The organism is Mesorhizobium sp. CA12, from assembly GCF_020165255.1.
Taxonomy (GTDB): domain Bacteria; phylum Pseudomonadota; class Alphaproteobacteria; order Rhizobiales; family Rhizobiaceae; genus Mesorhizobium.
This window is the reverse complement of sequence record NZ_JAIUHT010000001.1, coordinates 686,439-704,365: the sequence shown is the minus strand read 5'-3', so window position 1 is coordinate 704,365 and position 17,927 is coordinate 686,439. Positions and strand designations below refer to the sequence as shown.

Annotated in this window: 12 protein-coding genes; 5 read left to right on the top strand and 7 right to left on the bottom strand. The window is 63.9% G+C overall.

What is annotated here, in order from left to right:
• Positions 1–95: 95 nt before the first annotated feature.
• Genes LB520_RS03360 through LB520_RS03345 form a run of 4 tightly spaced genes read right to left on the bottom strand, consistent with a single transcriptional unit; the run spans position 96 to position 4,172 of the window.
• A complete protein-coding gene (locus LB520_RS03360; RefSeq protein ID WP_224636425.1) occupies positions 96–749 on the bottom strand; it encodes an ABC-type transport auxiliary lipoprotein family protein in 654 nt (217 codons plus the stop codon).
• A 36-nt stretch (positions 750–785) separates the two neighbouring features.
• Positions 786–2,159, bottom strand: coding sequence for an MCE family protein (locus LB520_RS03355; protein ID WP_224602486.1), 1,374 nt, complete (start codon positions 2,157–2,159; stop codon positions 786–788).
• Positions 2,160–2,173: 14 nt separating this feature from the next.
• Positions 2,174–2,986, bottom strand: coding sequence for an ABC transporter ATP-binding protein (locus tag LB520_RS03350; protein ID WP_140694926.1), 813 nt, complete (start codon positions 2,984–2,986; stop codon positions 2,174–2,176).
• A 1-nt stretch (position 2,987) separates the two neighbouring features.
• Complete coding sequence (locus LB520_RS03345) at positions 2,988–4,172, bottom strand: ABC transporter permease (protein ID WP_224532047.1); 1,185 nt, start codon at positions 4,170–4,172, stop codon at positions 2,988–2,990.
• Between the two features lie 77 nt (positions 4,173–4,249).
• Here LB520_RS03345 and dgcA point away from each other — a divergent pair, with 77 nt between their 5' ends.
• The gene (dgcA, locus tag LB520_RS03340) at positions 4,250–5,233 is read left to right on the top strand and encodes an N-acetyl-D-Glu racemase DgcA (RefSeq protein ID WP_224636424.1); all 984 of its coding nucleotides are present in this window, start codon (positions 4,250–4,252) and stop codon (positions 5,231–5,233) included.
• On the opposite strand, the gene LB520_RS03335 is transcribed toward dgcA, so the two are convergent.
• Complete coding sequence (locus tag LB520_RS03335; protein WP_224636423.1) at positions 5,204–6,418, bottom strand: MFS transporter; 1,215 nt, start codon at positions 6,416–6,418, stop codon at positions 5,204–5,206. The two genes, dgcA and LB520_RS03335, sit on opposite strands and share 30 nt — an antisense overlap.
• Before the next feature lie 185 nt (positions 6,419–6,603).
• Positions 6,604–7,434, bottom strand: coding sequence for a UDP-2,3-diacylglucosamine diphosphatase (locus LB520_RS03330; protein ID WP_095765242.1), 831 nt, complete (start codon positions 7,432–7,434; stop codon positions 6,604–6,606).
• 121 nt (positions 7,435–7,555) lie between these two features.
• Between LB520_RS03330 and LB520_RS03325 the strand changes: the two genes are divergently transcribed.
• The 3 genes from LB520_RS03325 to LB520_RS03315 all read left to right on the top strand — a co-directional run bounded on the left by LB520_RS03325 (position 7,556) and on the right by LB520_RS03315 (position 12,147).
• Positions 7,556–8,335 (top strand): SDR family oxidoreductase, encoded by a 780-nt coding sequence (locus tag LB520_RS03325; protein WP_224636422.1) that lies wholly within the window; start codon positions 7,556–7,558, stop codon positions 8,333–8,335.
• A gap of 162 nt (positions 8,336–8,497) precedes the next feature.
• Positions 8,498–10,822, top strand: coding sequence for an NADP-dependent malic enzyme (locus LB520_RS03320; protein WP_224636421.1), 2,325 nt, complete (start codon positions 8,498–8,500; stop codon positions 10,820–10,822).
• A 101-nt stretch (positions 10,823–10,923) separates the two neighbouring features.
• On the top strand, positions 10,924–12,147 hold the full coding sequence (locus LB520_RS03315; RefSeq protein WP_224636420.1) for a DUF2865 domain-containing protein: 1,224 nt from the start codon (positions 10,924–10,926) through the stop codon (positions 12,145–12,147).
• On the opposite strand, the gene gltX is transcribed toward LB520_RS03315, so the two are convergent.
• Positions 12,065–13,438: a glutamate--tRNA ligase gene (gene gltX, locus LB520_RS03310; protein ID WP_224636419.1), complete on the bottom strand. Its 1,374-nt coding sequence runs from the start codon at positions 13,436–13,438 to the stop codon at positions 12,065–12,067. The genes LB520_RS03315 and gltX overlap by 83 nt on opposite strands.
• Before the next feature lie 710 nt (positions 13,439–14,148).
• On the opposite strand from gltX, the gene LB520_RS03305 reads away from it, so the two are divergent.
• A complete protein-coding gene (locus LB520_RS03305; protein WP_140841096.1) occupies positions 14,149–17,925 on the top strand; it encodes a vitamin B12-dependent ribonucleotide reductase in 3,777 nt (1,258 codons plus the stop codon).
• The last annotated feature ends 2 nt before the right edge of the window (positions 17,926–17,927 follow it).

The window sequence follows — 17,927 nt, the reverse complement described above, 5'->3', positions numbered from 1 at the left end:
CCGACAAGTCTGACAAAAAAGGCGGGCCTCGGCCCGCCTTTTTCTTTTGTCCGTTGATCGATGGAATTGGTTTCCCGGCGCCTTGGCGCCCGCTGTCAGATCGTCGAATCCGTCCAGCGGACGATGTCTGCCGCCGCCTGGCCGAAGGCGCTGTCCAGCGCGCCGACGTAAGCCGCATTTCCGCCGCCTGAGACCGGGGCGCTCGCGGTGAAGTTCTTCGAGGCGCGCACCTCGCCGTTACGGTCGTTCAGGATGCGCACGAAGAGATCGACATCGGCATGCTCGCCGCCATTGACGCGCACCTCGAAGGAGCGCACCTCGACGATGATCTGGTAGTCGATGGCCAGTCCCTCGCCCGGCTTTCCGACACCGGCAAAGCTGCCGGAGCGCTGGAAGGTTTCGGCCAGCCTCGCCTGCACGATCAGCGGCAGCCGGTCCGCCCATTGCGCGCCCTTGAGGAACTGGATCGACCGGTCGGAAGGCCTGATGACGATGTTCTGGCTGTCCAGCGCCTTGAGCGCCGACGGCTGGGCGATCAGGATCTGGCGACGGCTGTGGGCACGCACATCGAGCGACGGCGCGGACAAATCAAACGTGTCGAGCGGCGCCGGCTTGCCGCCCAGTGCCGCGCAGCCGGCAACCGCAAGCACCAGCAACGCTGCGGCGGACGATCTCAAACTACCCGCAACCACCCCGATCGACTTCACGCGTGATCCCCGCTGTCCCCGGATCTTACGATCAACCCGCATTTGCGGTTCATTTCTTGACGGTCGCGACGGCCGAAGTCAACGCCGTGCCCTTCCATCGAACTGCCGGACCTCGCCGGCGCCGCCGGACAGAATGCGCTGTGGGTTGCGGCTGAGATCGGTCACCGCTTCCTCGATGCGGTTGATCGAGCGCCGGCTGTCCTGCACCAACCCCTCGACGTTCTGCAGGCCCTGTCCGGAGAAGCGCGACAGGTTGTCGACGATTGTGCCGAGGCGGGAGTTCAGCGTGTCGGCCACCTGCTTGAATGATTTCAATGTCGCCCTGGCATCGGCCATGACGCCGTTGGCCTCGCCGGAGCCGAGGAGCTTGTCGACCTTGACCAGGATTCCGTCGACGCGCACCGAGGCGTCGTTGAGCCGCTGCGCGAGCTGGCGAGCGTCCTTGATGGTCTCGTTGATGTCGTCGGAACGGTTGGCGATCTTGTCGGTGACCTTGGCGATGTCGGACGCCGCCTTGTCGGCGTTGGCGCTGGCCTTCTGGATGTTGGCCAAAGCGGCCTTGACGTCGGCCGGATCGATGCCGTCGAGCACGCTGTTGACCTTGGCCAATGTCCCTTGCGTCTGCTTGGCGAAATCGTTGATCGAGCCGACCGCCGTGTTGACGTTGTCGATGACGGTATCGAACTGCTTCGACGTCTCTTTCAGGTTCGTCGTCACCGTGTCGACATTGGCCACGATGCTCTTGATCTGGTCCTTGTCGACGGAATTGAGCAGGCCTTCGGCGGCCTTCAGCGTGCTGTCGAGCCGGCCCGAGACATTCTTCAGCTGATCCGAAAGCGAGCTCACCGCCGACAGGAACTTGTCGATGCCGTCGGAATTCTTGGCCAGCGCGTCCGAGAAGGTCTCGACGTTCTTGACCGTCTGCGTCAGCGGACCGCGAACGTCCTTGGTGAAGCCTTCGAGCTCGCCAAGCACCTTGTCGGCGCGGGTAAAGATGTTCTGCGCCGTCTGCAAAAGGTTGGTGACCGCGGACGGATTGGCGACGATTTCGGCGACCTTGCCTTCCTTCTCCGCTTCGTCGAGCAGCCTGGTCTCCTTCGGATCGGCGCCCTTGAGCTCGATATTGGCCTGGCCGCTGAGGCCGGTCAGTCCGATATCGGCCTGCGTCGATTTGGTGATCGGCGTCCAACGGGCGATTTCGGTGTCGGCGATGGCGACGGTCGGATCGTCGCCGTCGATATAGACGTTCTTCACGTCACCCACCCTGACGCCGTTGAACAGCACAAGGCTGCCGCGGCTGAGGCCGGAGGCCGAGCCCGGGATGCGCACGCGCAGCATCGCCGTTTCGCCCCTGTCGCCGATGGCGGCCGTCCAATAGACGAAGGCGAAGGCCGCCAGGATCGCGCCAAGCGTGAAGATGCCGACAATTATGTAGTTGGCTCTTGTTTCCATCGCCCCACTTATGGCTATGCGCGCGCCGCAAGATCAAGTTGCCGGGCGCGTTTTCCGCGGAAATAGGATTTCACCCACGGCTCGTCGCTCTTCAGCATGTCGTCGATCGTGCCTTCGACCAGCACCTTCTTCTTGCCGAGCACGGCAACGTGATCGCAAGCGGTGAACAGCGTGTCGAGATCATGCGTAACCATGTAGACGGTCAGATCCATCGTGTCGCGCAGCTTGACGACAAGCTCGTCGAACTCGGCGGCGCTGATCGGGTCGAGCCCCGAGGTCGGCTCGTCGAGAAAGACGATGTCGGGATCGAGCGCCAGGGCGCGCGCCAGCGCCGCGCGCTTGATCATGCCGCCGGACAGTTCGGACGGGAATTTCAGCGCGGCGTCGGGAGGCAATCCGACCAGCTCGATCTTGAGCAAGGCCAGTTCGTCCATCAGCGCCTTGGGCAGGTCGAGATATTCGCGCATCGGCACCTGCACGTTTTCCATCACCGTCAGCGCTGAAAACAGCGCGCCATGCTGGAAAAGAACGCCAAGCCGCATGTCGATGCGCAGGCGATCGGCGTCGCTGGCCTTGTCGACGTCGACGCCGAACAGGCTGATCGTCCCCGATTGCTTCGGCATCAGCCCCAATATGGTGCGCAACAGTACCGATTTGCCGGCGCCCGAAGCGCCGACGAAGCCGAGGATTTCCCCACGCTTGATATCGAGCGAGAGCTTGTCGAGGATCACCTTGTCGCCGATCGCGACGGTAACGTCGCGAACCGAAAGCACGATTTCGTCGTCATTCGTGTCCTGCGCTGCCGTGGCGCCGTTGCCGTTCGCCATCTCAGAACCCGATCGCTGCGTAGAACATGGCGAAAAGCCCGTCGAGGATGATGACGACGAAGATCGACTTCACCACCGACGCGGTCACGTGCAGGCCGAGCGATTCGGCGCTGCCGCCGACCTTCATACCCTCGACCGACGCGATGATGCCGATGATGAGGGCCATGAACGGCGCCTTGATCAGGCCGGCAAAGATGGTGCTGAGGTCGATGGCGACGCGCAGCCTGTCGATGAACGCGGCCGGCGGGATATCGGAATAGAGCCAGGCAGCGACGATGCCGCCGCCAAGCGCGGCAAAATTGGCGATGATCGTGAGGCATGGCAGGCCGATCACCAGCGCGACGAGCCGCGGAAAGACCAGCACGCCGATCGGATTGAGGCCGATCACCTTCAGCGCGTCGACCTCCTCGCGCATTTTCATCGAGCCGATCTCGGCGGTGATGGCGCTGCCCGAACGGCCGGCGAGCATGATCGCCGTCATCAGCACGCCGAGCTCACGCAGGATCAGCACGCCGACGAGGTCGACCACGAAGATGTTAGCGCCGAAATAGCTGAGCTGGTAGGCGCCCTGCTGGGCGACGATGGCGCCGACAATGGCCGACATCAGCACCACCACCGGTATCGCGCCGACGCCCATCCGATCGATCTGGTTGAAGATCGCGGCCGGGTTGACCGCGTGGCCGCGGCCGAGCTTCATCTGCGCGCCGCGGATCGTGGCGCCGAGGATGTTCATGGAGGCGAAGAAATCGTCGCGCATCTCGTAGACACGCCGGCCAACCAGCTCCAGCGCGCGCAGGATGATGTTGGGCGGCCCGGACGGACCCGATTCGGGCTCCCGGCGAACCGCATCGCCGACCGCGCCGAGCAGGATCGAAGCGATCTCGCTCTGCCCCTGCAAATGGACCTCGACGCCTTTCTTCTCGAAGGCGCTGGCCAACCGGTCGATAAGCCATGCGCCGGCGGTGTCCATCTTTTCGATGTGGGAAAGGTCGAGCATCAGCTGTTTTGCGCCGCTTCTCTGCTCGATCTTGCGCATGTCGGCATCGACCAGCGCCACGGTGCGCGTCGTCCACACGCCGGAAAAGGCGCAGCCCAGCACGCCCCCTTCCTCGCCCACGGCAATGCGAGGCCGGTGCTCGGCGTCCTTGGCCTCGCCGCTTGCGTCGCGTTTGCGGATGGTCAACATGGCGTCCTGTTTAGCGTGACCGGACTGGTGTGTCGATTTGCCGGCAGACCGGTGTCGCACAGCCGGAGAAGAAAATTATGGCGCGTGTCATTTCGGTCGAAATGGAGCGATTCCCGATCGCCGGCACCTTCACCATCTCACGCGGATCCAAAACCGAGGCCGAAGTCATCACCGTAACGATCGCTGACGGGGGACGTTCCGGGCGCGGCGAGTGCGTGCCGTACAGGCGCTACGGCGAGACCATGGAGGGGGTGCGCGCGGCCATCGAGGCCATGCGCGATCCGGTCGTCTCCGGCATCGACCGGACCGCCTTACTCTCAGCCATGCCCGCGGGCGCCGCACGAAACGCCATCGACTGCGCCCTTTGGGACCTGGAAGCCAAGCTGACCGGAACGCCGGTGGCGGCGACCATCGGGGCGCTTCCGACGAGGCCACTGGAAACCGCCTACACACTGTCGCTCGCCGAACCGGACGCCATGGCGGCGCAAGCACGCGCCAATGCCGCGCGACCCCTCCTCAAGGTCAAGATCGGCGGCGATGGCGACATGGCAAGGATCCGCGCGGTGACGGAAGCCGCTCCCGAAAGCCGCATCATCCTGGATGCCAACGAGGGCTGGACCGACGAAAATGTCGAGGCGAACCTCAGCTTCGCCGCGCAGCACGGCGTCGCGCTTGTCGAACAGCCGCTGCCGGCGGGCAAAGACGATATCCTGCGCCGGATCGCGCATCCGGTGCCGGTCTGCGCCGACGAAAGCGTGCATGCGGCAAAGGACCTCGATGCGCTGACCGGGCTCTATGACGCCGTCAACATCAAGCTCGACAAATCCGGCGGCCTGACCGAGGCGTTGAAGTTGCGCGACCGCGCGCGCGAAATCGGCTTCGGCATCATGGTGGGCTGCATGGTCGGCACCTCGCTTGCCATGGCCCCGGCGGTGCTGCTCGCGCACGACGCCGACTTCGTCGACCTAGACGGTCCGCTGCTGCTGGCACGAGATCGCGAGCCCGGTCTCGTCTACCGGGGATCGCTGGTTTCACCCCCCGACAGGGTGCTTTGGGGCTGAACGGGAAGCTAGGCCTATCAGCACCATGCCGACGACTGCGATCGGGATCATCGCCCAGAAACCGTCGACGCCCAAACGGTCATAGAGCGGGCCTGAAGCGAGCGTCACCGCCGCCATGAAGAAGCCGTTGAAGAAATAGGCGATGCCTTGCGCGGCGCCCGTGCGCTCTTCGGAGACCGTTTCGCCGATCATCTTCTGCAGGCCGATCAACACCATCGCCACCGATACCGAATGCAGCGTCTGGACGCCGAAGAAGCCGACGACGCCCAGACCGAGCGGCCAGACCAGCGGAAAGGCGATCCAGCGCACGATCGAACCGATGCCGGCGATCACCATCACCCTGGCGACCGAGATGGAAGCAAAAATACGGTTGAAAAACAGAAACATGCACACTTCCGACACTACGCCCCAGGCCCATAGCAGGCCAACGACGGAATCGCCGATTCCGATCGATTTCCAGTAGATCGAGACGAAGCCGTAGAGGAAGGCATGGCTGGCGGTGATGATTCCGACGCCAAGTGTGAAATAAAGGAAATAGGCATTGAACAGGCTCGGCGCCTTGTGCTGGATCTCGGTCGCCGACAGCGGCGAGGCCTTGCGCGGCCGCCCCATGCGCGGCGACAACAGCGCCGCGACCAGGGCCGCGCCGAGCGCGATGAAGATGATGACCGGGACCGCCTGCGGACCCGTGGCCGCCAGGATGAACCCGCCCACGACATTGGCGCACAGATATGAGATCGAGCCCCATTTGCGCATTGCCGTGTAGTTCGAGCCGAAACGGCGCACGCCCGAAAGCGCCAGCGAATCGGCCATCGGCGAATGCGGCGTCCAGACGATCGTCAAAAGCAGCGACACGGCGAGCACGACGGCATAGGTGGCCGGCAGGAAATAGCCGGCAGAGATGACCATGGAGGCCGCAACTACCGCGATATAGACATCGGCGCGATCGCGGGCCCGGTCGGCAAGCGCCGTCAGCATCGGCGTCGTCAACACGCGCAGGAACATCGGCGCGGCCAGGATGACCGCAATCTGCTCGGCATGAAAACCTTTCGCCTGCAGCCAGAGCGGAAAGTAAGGCAGATGCGTGCCTTGCGAGACGAACAAGGTCGCGAAGATCAGGCTCATGCGCAGTTCGAAATGGCTCGGCTTGACAAGCTGTTCGGGCGATAGCGGCGGCAGCGACATGAATCGATCCAATTTCGCTGCATTCGACTCCCATGCAACGTGTCTCGATCCCTAACATGCGGCAAAGCGCGACGGAACCGGCTGGACCAATCGATCGAGGGCTAGGCTGTTGAAGGACGGGGCCTTCGAGCGAGCGCTGCGCCAACGCGAAGGCAGCAGGCTGAGCCGGGGAAAGGCGGCCGGGCTCAAGCCGCCTGAGCCGCCCTGCCCTTGAGGTCGATGATATCGACCGGCACCAGCGCTTCATTGCCGGTCGAGACCTCGGGCAACACATGCGCCCAGGTCAGGATTTCCATGCGGCCGTCGAAATGCTCGACCACCGCCGTGCAGCTTTCCACCCAGTCGCCGGTGTTGATGTACTGCACATCGCCGTAGTTCTCGATTGCGGCGTGATGGATGTGGCCGCAGATCACGCCGTCGACATGCGAGCGCCGCGCCTCTTCCGAAAGCACGGTCTGGAACGAGCCGATGAAGTTCACCGCCTTCTTCACCTTGACCTTGGCCCATGACGAGAACGACCAGTAAGGCAGGCCGAGCAGGTGGCGCAGCTTGGTCACGACACGGTTGACCAGCATTGCCGCGTCATAGGCATAGTCGCCGAGATAGGCCAGCCAGCGCTGGTTGTGCACCACCGTGTCGAACTGGTCGCCATGGATGACCAGCAGGCGCCGGCCGTCGGCGGTCTCGTGGATGGCGCGGTCGGCGACGACGATGCCGCCGAAATGCACGCCCTGGAACTGGCGGGCGAATTCGTCGTGATTGCCGGCGATATAGGTGATCGAGGCTCCCTTGCGCGCCTTGCGCAGCAGCTTCTGCACCACGTCGTTGTGGCTCTGCGGCCAGTGCCAGTTGCGCCGCAGCCGCCAGCCGTCGACGATATCGCCGACCAGATAGATGATTTCGGCGTCGTGATGACGCAGGAAGTCGATCAGGAAATCGGCCTTGGCCGCTTTCGAGCCGAGATGCACGTCGGAAATGAACAGGGCGCGGAAAGTGCGGGGCTCTGGGTCTGACATCACGATTTTACCCTTTGCTTTCGCGTGCCTATGCCCCGATTCATGCAACAACCGTATGACGGTTGCGGTTGGTCCAGCTCAGGCGCTAGCTTGCGCGCGACACAATCAGGAGAAAAACGTCATGGATCTCGGCATTCGCGGCAAGAAGGCCATCGTCTGCGCCTCGAGCAAGGGACTGGGGCGAGGCTGCGCCATGGCGATTGCCGAAGCCGGCGTCGATCTCGTCGTCAACGGCCGCAACGCCGAACTCGTGGCCAAGACCGCCAAGGAGATCCGCGACCGGTTCGGCGTCGATGTCATCGAAGTTGCCGGCGACGTGTCGAAGCCCGAGGTGCAGAAAGCGATGCTCGCCGCCTGCCCCGATCCCGACATTCTGGTCAACAACAATGGCGGCCCGCCGCTGCGCGATTTTCGCGAGCTCGACCGCACCAAGATCCTCGAGGGTGTGACGCAGAACATGGTCACGCCGATTGAGCTCATCCAGGCGGTGATCGACGGCATGGCCAAGCGCGGCTTCGGCCGCATCGTCAACATCACCTCGCTGTCGGTCTATGTTCCGATCCCCGGTCTCGACCTGTCGTCCGGCGCTCGCGCCGGCCTGACCTCGTTCCTCGCCGGCGTGGCGCGCACGGTCATCGACCGCAACGTCACCATCAACAGCCTGCTGCCCGGCAAGCTCGACACCGACCGGCTGCGCGGCCCGCATGAGGCCGGCACTCCGGAAGACCCAGCCGCGGCGGCCGCGCGCAAGGCCCGCATAAGCGCCGACGTGCCGGCAAAACGTCTCGGCACGCCGGAGGAATTCGGCCAGATCTGCGCCTTCCTGTGCTCGGTCCATGCCGGCTATCTCACCGGCCAGAACATCCCGGTCGACGGCGGCCTCTACGTCAGCGCGTTCTGACGAGCCGCTATTCATCCGCCCGAAACTTTCATGCCAACCGACTGGAATCGTTTGATTATTTACGCTCCGGCATTGTGAAGGCCGGAGTCCGAGATTTTGGCGTCGCGAAATCGTCGACGCATGCTAAAAGGCTCCAAACCAGTATCGCAGGGAGGGGCCGCAATGGACGGCGAGAACAAGAAAACGGCCCGGTCGGACCTCGACGAGGCCGCCCTCTTCTTCCACAAGCACCCGACGCCGGGAAAGCTCGAGATCCAGGCGACGAAGCCGCTCGGCAACCAGCGCGACCTGGCGCTTGCCTATTCGCCGGGCGTGGCGGCGCCCTGCCTCGAGATCCGCGACGATCCAGCCACCGCCGCCGACTACACCGGCCGCGCCAACCTCGTCGGCGTCGTCTCTAACGGCTCCGCCGTGCTGGGGCTCGGCAATATCGGTCCGCTCGCCTCCAAGCCGGTCATGGAAGGCAAGGCGGTGCTGTTCAAGAAGTTCGCCGGCATCGACGTCTTCGACATCGAGATCGACGCGCCCGAGATCGAGCGGATGGTCGAGACGGTTGCGGCGCTCGAGCCGACCTTCGGCGGCATCAACCTCGAGGACATCAAGGCGCCTGAATGTTTCGAGGTCGAGGAGCGGCTGAAGGCCCGCATGGGCATTCCGGTCTTTCACGACGACCAGCACGGCACCGCGATCATCGTCGCCGCCGCGGTGCTCAACGGGCTCGAATTGGCCGGCAAGGCGATTTCCGACATCAAGATCGTCACGTCCGGCGCGGGTGCGGCAGCACTCGCCTGCCTCAACCTTTTGGTCTCGCTCGGCGCCAAGGTGGAAAACATCTGGGTCACCGACCGTTTCGGCGTCGCCCATAAGGGTCGCGTCGAAGAGATGGATCGCTGGAAAGATCCCTATGTGAAGGACACCGAGGCGCGCACGCTGGCCGACGTCATCTCCGGCGCCGACGTCTTTCTCGGCCTTTCTGCCGCCGGCGTGCTGAAGCCGGAGCTTTTGCAGCACATGGCGCCGAAACCGCTGATCCTGGCCTTGGCCAACCCCAATCCCGAGATCATGCCGGAAGTGGCACGCGCCGCGCGGCCGGACGCCATGATCTGCACCGGGCGCTCGGATTTTCCCAATCAAGTCAATAATGTACTGTGCTTTCCTTACATCTTCCGCGGCGCGCTCGATTGCGGCGCCAGCGCCATCAACGAGGAGATGAAGATGGCCGCCGTACGGGCGATCGCCGCCCTTGCCCGCGAGGAGCCTTCGGATGTCGCGGCGCGCGCCTATTCCAGCGAGACGCCGATTTTCGGCCCCGATTTCCTGATCCCCTCGCCCTTCGATCCGCGCCTTATCCTGCGCATCGCGCCGGCGGTGGCGAAAGCTGCCTGCGACACCGGCGTCGCGACGCGGCCGATCGCCGACTTCACCGCCTATATCGACAAGCTCAACCGCTTCGTCTTCCGCTCCGGCCTGGTAATGAAGCCGGTGTTCTCCTCCGCCAAAACCTCGAGCGCCAAGCGTGTCATCTATGCCGACGGCGAGGACGAGCGCGTGCTGCGCGCCGCGCAGGTGGTGCTGGAGGAAGGCATTGCCGAGCCGATCCTGATCGGCCGTCCGCATGTCGTGGAGGTCCGGCTGAAGCGTTACGGCCTGCGAATCCGTCCGGGCGTCGATTTCGGCCTGATAAACCCGGAAGACGATCCGCGTTACCGCCACTATGTCGACCTCCTGATCGAGCTTGCCGGCCGCCGCGGCATCACGACGGAAGCCGCCCGCACCATGGTGCGCACCAACAATACGGTGATCGCCGCTCTTGCGCTGAAGCGCGGCGACGCGGATGCCATGATTTGCGGGCTCGAAGGCCGCTTCGAGCGGCATCTGCGCAACGTCACGCTGATCATCGGGCCTCGCGCCGGCATCAAGGACCGCGACCTGTCGACATTGTCGATGCTGATCTCGCAGCGCGGCATCATCTTCCTCACCGACACGCATGTCTCGGTCGATCCCACAGCGGAAGAAATCGCCGAAATGACTGTGCTCGCGGCCGAGGAAATCCAGCGCTTCGGCATCGAGCCGAAGGCAGCGCTTCTGTCGCATTCGGATTTCGGCTCACGCGATTCACCCGGCGCGCTGAAGATGCGCCAGGCCGCGGCGATCCTGGCTCGCATCGCCCCGGAACTCCAGTGCGATGGCGAGATGCATGCCGACTCCGCTCTTTCAGAACATCTGCGCCAGCGCGTCTACCCGCATTCGCGGCTGAAAGGCGAAGCCAATCTGCTGGTCTTCCCGAACCTCGATTCGGCCAACATCACGCTGACGGCGCTGCGCGCCATGATGGACGCGCTGCATGTCGGGCCGATCCTGCTCGGCACCGACAAGCCCGCGCACATATTGACGCCGTCCGTAACCTCGCGCGGCGTCGTCAACATGACCGCGCTTGCGGTAGTCGAGGCGGCGCATAAGGCGCAGGCGCTCGTCGACTTGAACTGACGTGACGCGACAAAGCGCAATTGTGCCGGGTTGCAGACTAGGGAACAGTTAACCACGAACGCGGTAGTTTTCCGGCCACGGGCAATCGGGATTCCAGGCGGATGAAAGGGTCGAAGCTGACGCATCTCGCGGCGCTGTTTACAGCGCTTGCAGGTTCAGCGGTCGCCGTCGCTGAAACCCAGGCGGCCTCTCGCATATGCCGGCAGCTCGAAGCTGAACTCGCCACCGCCCGCGGCGGTGGCGGAGGCCCAGGCATCGTGCGCAAATATGACGATGCCATCCAGCGCCAGAGCGAGCAGCTTGCCAAGGCCCGCGGCCGGGCAAGCGACGCCGGTTGCGGCTTCACGCTGTTTTCGCGCAATGTCAGCCAATGCGCCGCGATCAACGCCTCGATAGAGCGCATGAACGCTAATCTCGACACCTTGCAGGGAAAGCGCGAGCGGCTGGCCGCCGGCGGCACGCGGCGCGGCCGCAGCCGCATCCTGGCGGCGCTCGATGCCAATGGCTGCCGTGACGACGAGATCGCACCGCGTCGCGCCCCGCTGCGGGAGGCGGCCCGCGACAATGGCGGCGGCAATCTATTCGAGCAGCTTTTCGGCCGCCAGGACCAGCAGCTCGAAACGCCCGATGCTCCCGATATCCCGGACTCGGCGGACGTGCCGCCCGATGATGCGAGCGTGCGCAACATTCGCCGCGTCATCAACCAGCCGGACGGCATGGACCTGCCCCGGCTGGGCGGCGAGTTCCATACGATGTGCGTGCGCACCTGCGACGGCTATTTCTTCCCGATGTCGAATGCCGCTTCCATCGGTGACTTCGAGCGCGACCAGAAGAATTGCGAGTCGAGCTGCCCAGGTACCGAGATGCAGGTCTTCTATTCGCGCGGAATGGACGACGATTCTGGCTCGATGACCTCGTCGGCGACAGGTCAACCCTACAGCGAGCTGCCGACCGCCTATCTCTACAAACAGGCCAATTACTCGCGCCCGCCCACCTGCGGCTGCAATGCGCAGGCCGGCAATTTCACGATCATCGGCGGCAACCCGCCTGATCCTGAACAATCGCAGCCGAACGGCGAGGCAGCGTCCTTCATACCGATGCCGGCGTCCAAGCCCGATCCGGGCGCCGATCCGGAAACGCTCGCCAATGCCGAAGGCAGGCTCGACCTAGATGCGATCAGGCGGCTGACCACCAAGGTGCCGGTGTCGCCGGTCTCGGCGCTGCCGCCCGATCAGCGTAAGGTCAGGGTCGTCGGGCCAGCGTTCCTTCCCGACCTATCAGCGGCAATAGATCTGAAAGCTCCGGCCCCGAAGTCCGCCCGGTAAGGGCCAGCCTCAGCGGCATGAACAACGGCTTGCCCTTGCGCCCGGTGGCTTCCTTGATCTTGCCGGTCCAGTCCTTCCACACCGTGCCGTTCCACGGCTCCTCGGGGAGAACGTCGAACGCCTGATTGAGGAAATCGCGGTCTTCGCCGGAAAATTCCGCCGGCTCCTGCGGACCCTCGCTCAGGATACGCCACCACGCGACCGCATCCGACAGGCGGTCGAGATTGCCGCGCACGGCAAGCCAGAAGGGCTCGGCCTTGTCGCCGGAAATGCCAAGCACCATCAGCCGGTCGCGCGCTTCCTCGAACGACATGCGATGCATCAGCGTGCGGTTGAGCACGAAGAGCTCGTCCGGGTCGAATTTGGAGGCGGACTTGGACGTCGCAGCCGGGTCAAAATGGCCGGCAAGCTCGTTGAGATCTTGCGCGGCGGTGACATTTTCCGACGTGCCGACAAGCACCGCCAGCGAAGCGACGGCCATCGGCTCGATGCCGTCCTCGCGCAGGCTTTCGATCGAAAGCGCGCCGGTGCGCTTCGACAACCCCTCGCCCGACACGGTGGTGAGCAAATTGTGGTGGCCGAAGACCGGCGGCTCGGCGCCCAGCGCCTTGAAAATGGCGATCTGCACCCCGGTGTTGGTGACATGGTCGTCGCCGCGGATGACATGGCTGACACCCATCTCGATGTCGTCAACCACCGAGGGCAACGTGTAGAGATAGGTGCCGTCCTCGCGCACCAGGACGGGATCCGATAGCGAGGCGAGGTCGACCGTCTCCTCGCCGCGCACCAGGTCGTTCCAGCGCACCTCGGTGCGCTCGGGCTGCAGCGGGTCGTTGGTGTAGTTGGGCAGCAGGAAGCGCCAATGCGGCCGGCGGCCATCCGCCTGGTACTCGGCTACCTGCTCCGGCGTCAGCGTCAGCGCCTCGCGGCCATAAACCGGCGGCAGGCCGCGCGTGCGGCGCACCTTGCGGCGCAGGTCGAGCTCTTCCGGCGTCTCGTAGCAGGCATAAAGCACCCGCGCCGCCTTCAGCCGCTCGACCGCCGCGTCATAAATCTCGAAGCGGCGCGACTGGTATTCGGTGACATCCGGGAAGATGCCCAGCCAATGCAGGTCGTAAAGAATGGAATCGGCATATTCCTGCGTCGAGCGGGCAATGTCGGTGTCGTCGAAGCGCTGGATGAAACGGCCCTTGTTGTTCATGGCGAAAAGCCAGTTGAACAGCGCGGTGCGCGCATTGCCGATATGGATGCGGCCGGTCGGCGATGGGGCAAAACGTACGGTAACTGTCATGAGCGGGGCGTAGCGGATGCTTTTGGTGTTGACAAGGCGCGCCCCCGCGCGAACGCAACAGATAGTGCAAGCCAGCTAAAATGAAAAGCCATCGGCCCGACACGGCTTCCGGCCTGGCCGGTCGCCGCGTCAAGCGCCTGCAAAGCCGGGCTTCTTATGTCCCCGTTATCCACATATGTGACACACAAGATGTTGGGGTCATAAAAGCTACGCAAACGAATCCTTGACGGGTCGGAACGAGTCGCTTTTTATAGGCCATGCGCTCCTGTAGCGGGCGCGACCGGAGAGTTCTGAGGCCGGTCTTTTTTCCCGGATTTTGTGCGTTTTGCCCGGATTTCCGCCTGTTCACGAGGCCGGCGGAAGCGTTGGGATCGTTAGGGCTTGGGTGGGCGAAAGGGAGAATTGTCGGCCTGGAAAAAATGTTCTGTTAACACTATATTTAGTGTTTGCAGGCAGGCTCGACGCTAGATAGTGTGAACCTCCCTCTGCGGGGGGAATCGACAAAAGTTTCAGTTCGAGGGACCCGCGGGTCGGCCGGCAACCTGGGTAAGCGCCTGGAAGGGCGTTTGCTTGTCTGCATGGCAGCGCCCGCGACGAGGAGAGTGTCGGCGTCGCCCGCGATGCTGGCAAACGGCGGACTGCGCTTTCGCCATGTGGGGCAGCAATCCCTTGGGAAAGGCGCTATATATAGACACAAAGGAACGGGACCAATGCGCATCGAGCGTCGCTTCACCAAGCCAGATCAGTCCGCCTATGCGGAGATCGAATTCCGCAAGGCTTTGTCGGAGATCAAAAATCCCGACGGCTCGGTGGTGTTCCGCCTGGACAATATCGATGTGCCGGCGCAGTTCAGCCAGGTCGCGGCCGACATCCTGGCCCAAAAGTATTTCCGCAAGGCCGGCGTGCCGGCGCGCCTGAAGAAGGTTGAGGAGAACGACGTTCCCTCCTTTCTGTGGCGTTCGGTTGCCGACGAGGCCGAGCTCGCCAAGCTGCCCGAGGCCGAGCGCTATGGTTCGGAAACCGACGCGCGCCAGGTTTTCGATCGCCTCGCCGGCACATGGACCTACTGGGGATACAAGGGCGGCTACTTCAAATCCGAGGATGACGCGCGCGCCTTCCGCGATGAGCTCGCCTATATGCTCGCCACCCAGCGCGTCGCGCCGAACTCGCCGCAATGGTTCAACACCGGCCTGCACTGGGCTTATGGCATTGACGGCCCGAGCCAGGGCCACTTCTATGTCGATCCCTTCACCGGCAAGCTGACCAAGTCGAAGTCCTCCTACGAGCACCCGCAGCCGCATGCCTGCTTCATCCAGGGCGTGCAGGACGACCTCGTCAACGAGGGCGGCATCATGGACCTGTGGGTGCGCGAGGCGCGCCTGTTCAAATACGGCTCCGGCACCGGCTCGAACTTCTCGATGCTGCGCGGTGAGGGCGAAAAACTTTCCGGCGGCGGCCGCTCGTCCGGCCTGATGAGCTTCCTCAAGATCGGCGACCGCGCGGCGGGCGCCATCAAGTCGGGCGGCACGACGCGCCGCGCGGCGAAAATGGTCATAGTCGACGCCGACCACCCGGATATCGAGGACTTCATCGACTGGAAGGTCAATGAGGAGCAGAAGGTCGCCTCGCTGGTGACCGGTTCCAAGATCGTCAAGAAGCATCTCGAAGCCATCATGAAGGCCTGCGTCAATTGCGAAGGCCATGGCGACGACTGCTTCGACCCGGCGCTGAACACCGCGCTGAAGCGCGAGATCAAGGCGGCCAAGAAGGACGCCGTGCCGGAGAACTATATCTACCGCGTCATCCAGTTCGCCCGCCAGGGCTACACCTCGATGTCGTTCAAGACCTACGACACCGACTGGGATTCGGACGCCTATCTCACCGTCTCCGGCCAGAACTCCAACAATTCGGTGTCGCTGAAGGACAATTTCCTGCGCGCCGTCGAGGCCGATGGCGACTGGCAGCTCACCGCCCGCAAGGACGGCAAGGTGCTGAAGACGCTGAAGGCGCGCGACCTGTGGGAAAAGATCGGCTACGCCGCCTGGGCTTCCGCCGATCCGGGCCTGCACTTCAACACGACGATGAACGACTGGCACACCTGCGCCTCCGCCGGTGCGATCCGGGCTTCCAACCCGTGCTCGGAATACATGTTCCTCGACGACACGGCCTGCAATCTCGCCTCGATCAACCTTTTGCCCTACCGCCGCGAAGACGGCACGATCGACATCGCCGCTTACGAGCATACCGTTCGGCTGTGGACCATCGTGCTCGAAATCTCGGTGATGATGGCGCAGTTCCCGTCCAAAGAGATCGCCAAGCTCTCTTACGAATACCGCACGCTCGGCCTCGGCTACGCCAATATCGGCGGCCTGCTGATGACCTCGGGCATTCCCTACGACTCCGACGAGGGCCGCGCCATCTGCGCCGCGCTCACCGCCATCATGACCGGCGTCGCCTACTCGACCTCGGCCGAAATGGCCGCCGAGCTCGGCGCCTTCCCGGACTATGACCGCAACGCCCAGAACATGCTGCGCGTCATGCGCAATCATCGCCGCGCCGCTTACGGCGACAAGGACGGCTACGAGAAACTCGCCGTCAACCCGGTGCCGCTGGTCGCCTCCGACCTGAAGCAGCAGGCGCTGGCCGAGCATGCCCGCGCCGCATGGGACCGCGCCATCGAGCTCGGCGAGGAGCATGGCTACCGCAATGCGCAGGCAACCGTCATCGCGCCGACCGGCACGATCGGCCTCGTCATGGATTGCGACACAACCGGCATCGAGCCCGATTTCGCGCTGGTGAAGTTCAAGAAGCTCGCCGGCGGCGGCTATTTCAAGATCATCAACCGCGCCGTGCCGGAAGCGCTGCGCACGCTGGGCTATTCCGAGAGCCAGATCGCCGAGATCGAGGCCTATGCGGTCGGTCACGGCAACCTCAACCAGGCGCCCGGCATCAACCCCTCCTCGCTGAAGGCCAAGGGTTTTAGCGATGAGAAGATCGCGGCGCTGAATGCAGCGCTGAAGTCGGCCTTCGACATCAAGTTCGTATTCAACCAGTGGACGCTCGGCGCCGACTGGGTGAAGGAGACGCTCGGCTTCACCGACGAGCAGCTCGGCGACATCTCCTTCGAGATGCTGCCGGCTCTCGGCTTCTCGAAGAAGGACATCGACGCCGCCAACATCCATGTCTGCGGTGCGATGACCTTGGAAGGCGCGCCCTTCCTCAAGGCCGAGCATCTGCCCGTGTTCGATTGCGCCAGCCCCTGCGGCAAGATCGGCAAGCGCTCGCTCTCGATCAACAGCCACATCCTGATGATGGCGGCAGCGCAGCCCTTCATCTCGGGCGCCATCTCCAAGACCATCAACATGCCGAACGAGGCGACGGTCGAGGACGCCAAGAACGCCTATATGCTGTCGTGGAAGCTGGCGCTGAAGGCCAACGCGCTTTATCGCGACGGCTCGAAACTGTCGCAGCCGCTCAACGCCTCGCTGCTCGTCGACGACGACGAGGACGAGGACGAGGCGGTCGAACAGCTGATCGCGGCACCCGCCGCGCAGCGTGCCGTGCAGGTGACGGAAAAGATCGTCGAGCGCGTCATCGAGCGGCTTTACCGCGACCGCGAGAAACTGCCGAACCGCCGCAAGGGCTACACCCAGAAGGCAGTCGTCGGCGGCCACAAGGTGTATCTCCGCACCGGCGAGTTCGACGACGGCCGCCTGGGCGAGATCTTCATCGACATGCATAAGGAGGGCGCCGCCTTCCGCGCGATGATGAACAACTTCGCCATCGCGATCTCGCTCGGCCTGCAGTACGGCGTGCCGCTCGATGAATATGTCGAGGCCTTCACCTTCACCAAGTTCGAGCCGGCCGGCATGGTGCAGGGCAACGATGCCATCAAGAACGCGACGTCGATCCTCGACTACGTGTTCCGCGAGCTCGCGGTCTCCTATCTCGGCCGCCACGACCTCGCCCATGTCGACCAGTCGGACTTCGACAAGACCGCGCTCGGCCGCGGCATCACCGAAGGCAAGGCGACGCCCTTCTCCAAGGGCCTCTATCGCGGCGCCTCGCCGGTGAAGCTGGTGTCCGCTGCTGGTTCAGACCCGAAGGGTTTCGGCGGCTCTGGGCCGTCGACCGCCCCTGCCCGCGCTGCGCCGACGGCCTTCTCAGGCTCCAACGTGCTGGCGCTGAAGCCGGCAAGCGACGAGGCTATCGCCTACAAGCGCGACTATGAGGAGCGCGCCAGGGAACTGGCCGAGGATATGGTGGAAGAAGAAGCCGAAGCCGCCGGCGGCGCCGAGGCGTTATTCACCGACGCTGCCGCCAACGAGGCGGCCGAAGCGAAAAAGCTCGCCGCGACAAGGCGCCAGCAATCGCTTCTCCAGGGCTACACCGGCAACGAATGCTCCGAGTGCCACAACTTCACCATGGTGCGGAACGGCACCTGCGAGAAGTGCGACACGTGTGGAAGCACGAGCGGATGCAGCTGAGA

Coding starts and splice junctions, on each gene's coding strand:
- gltX (WP_224636419.1), bottom strand. CDS start 13,438: ATGACAGTTACCGTACGTTTTGCCCCATCGCCGACCGGCCGCATCCAT.
- LB520_RS03315 (WP_224636420.1), top strand. CDS start 10,924: ATGAAAGGGTCGAAGCTGACGCATCTCGCGGCGCTGTTTACAGCGCTT.
- LB520_RS03350 (WP_140694926.1), bottom strand. CDS start 2,986: ATGGCGAACGGCAACGGCGCCACGGCAGCGCAGGACACGAATGACGAC.
- LB520_RS03345 (WP_224532047.1), bottom strand. CDS start 4,172: ATGTTGACCATCCGCAAACGCGACGCAAGCGGCGAGGCCAAGGACGCC.
- LB520_RS03320 (WP_224636421.1), top strand. CDS start 8,498: ATGGACGGCGAGAACAAGAAAACGGCCCGGTCGGACCTCGACGAGGCC.
- LB520_RS03360 (WP_224636425.1), bottom strand. CDS start 749: ATGCGGGTTGATCGTAAGATCCGGGGACAGCGGGGATCACGCGTGAAG.
- LB520_RS03325 (WP_224636422.1), top strand. CDS start 7,556: ATGGATCTCGGCATTCGCGGCAAGAAGGCCATCGTCTGCGCCTCGAGC.
- LB520_RS03355 (WP_224602486.1), bottom strand. CDS start 2,159: ATGGAAACAAGAGCCAACTACATAATTGTCGGCATCTTCACGCTTGGC.
- dgcA (WP_224636424.1), top strand. CDS start 4,250: ATGGCGCGTGTCATTTCGGTCGAAATGGAGCGATTCCCGATCGCCGGC.
- LB520_RS03335 (WP_224636423.1), bottom strand. CDS start 6,418: ATGTCGCTGCCGCCGCTATCGCCCGAACAGCTTGTCAAGCCGAGCCAT.
- LB520_RS03330 (WP_095765242.1), bottom strand. CDS start 7,434: ATGTCAGACCCAGAGCCCCGCACTTTCCGCGCCCTGTTCATTTCCGAC.
- LB520_RS03305 (WP_140841096.1), top strand. CDS start 14,149: ATGCGCATCGAGCGTCGCTTCACCAAGCCAGATCAGTCCGCCTATGCG.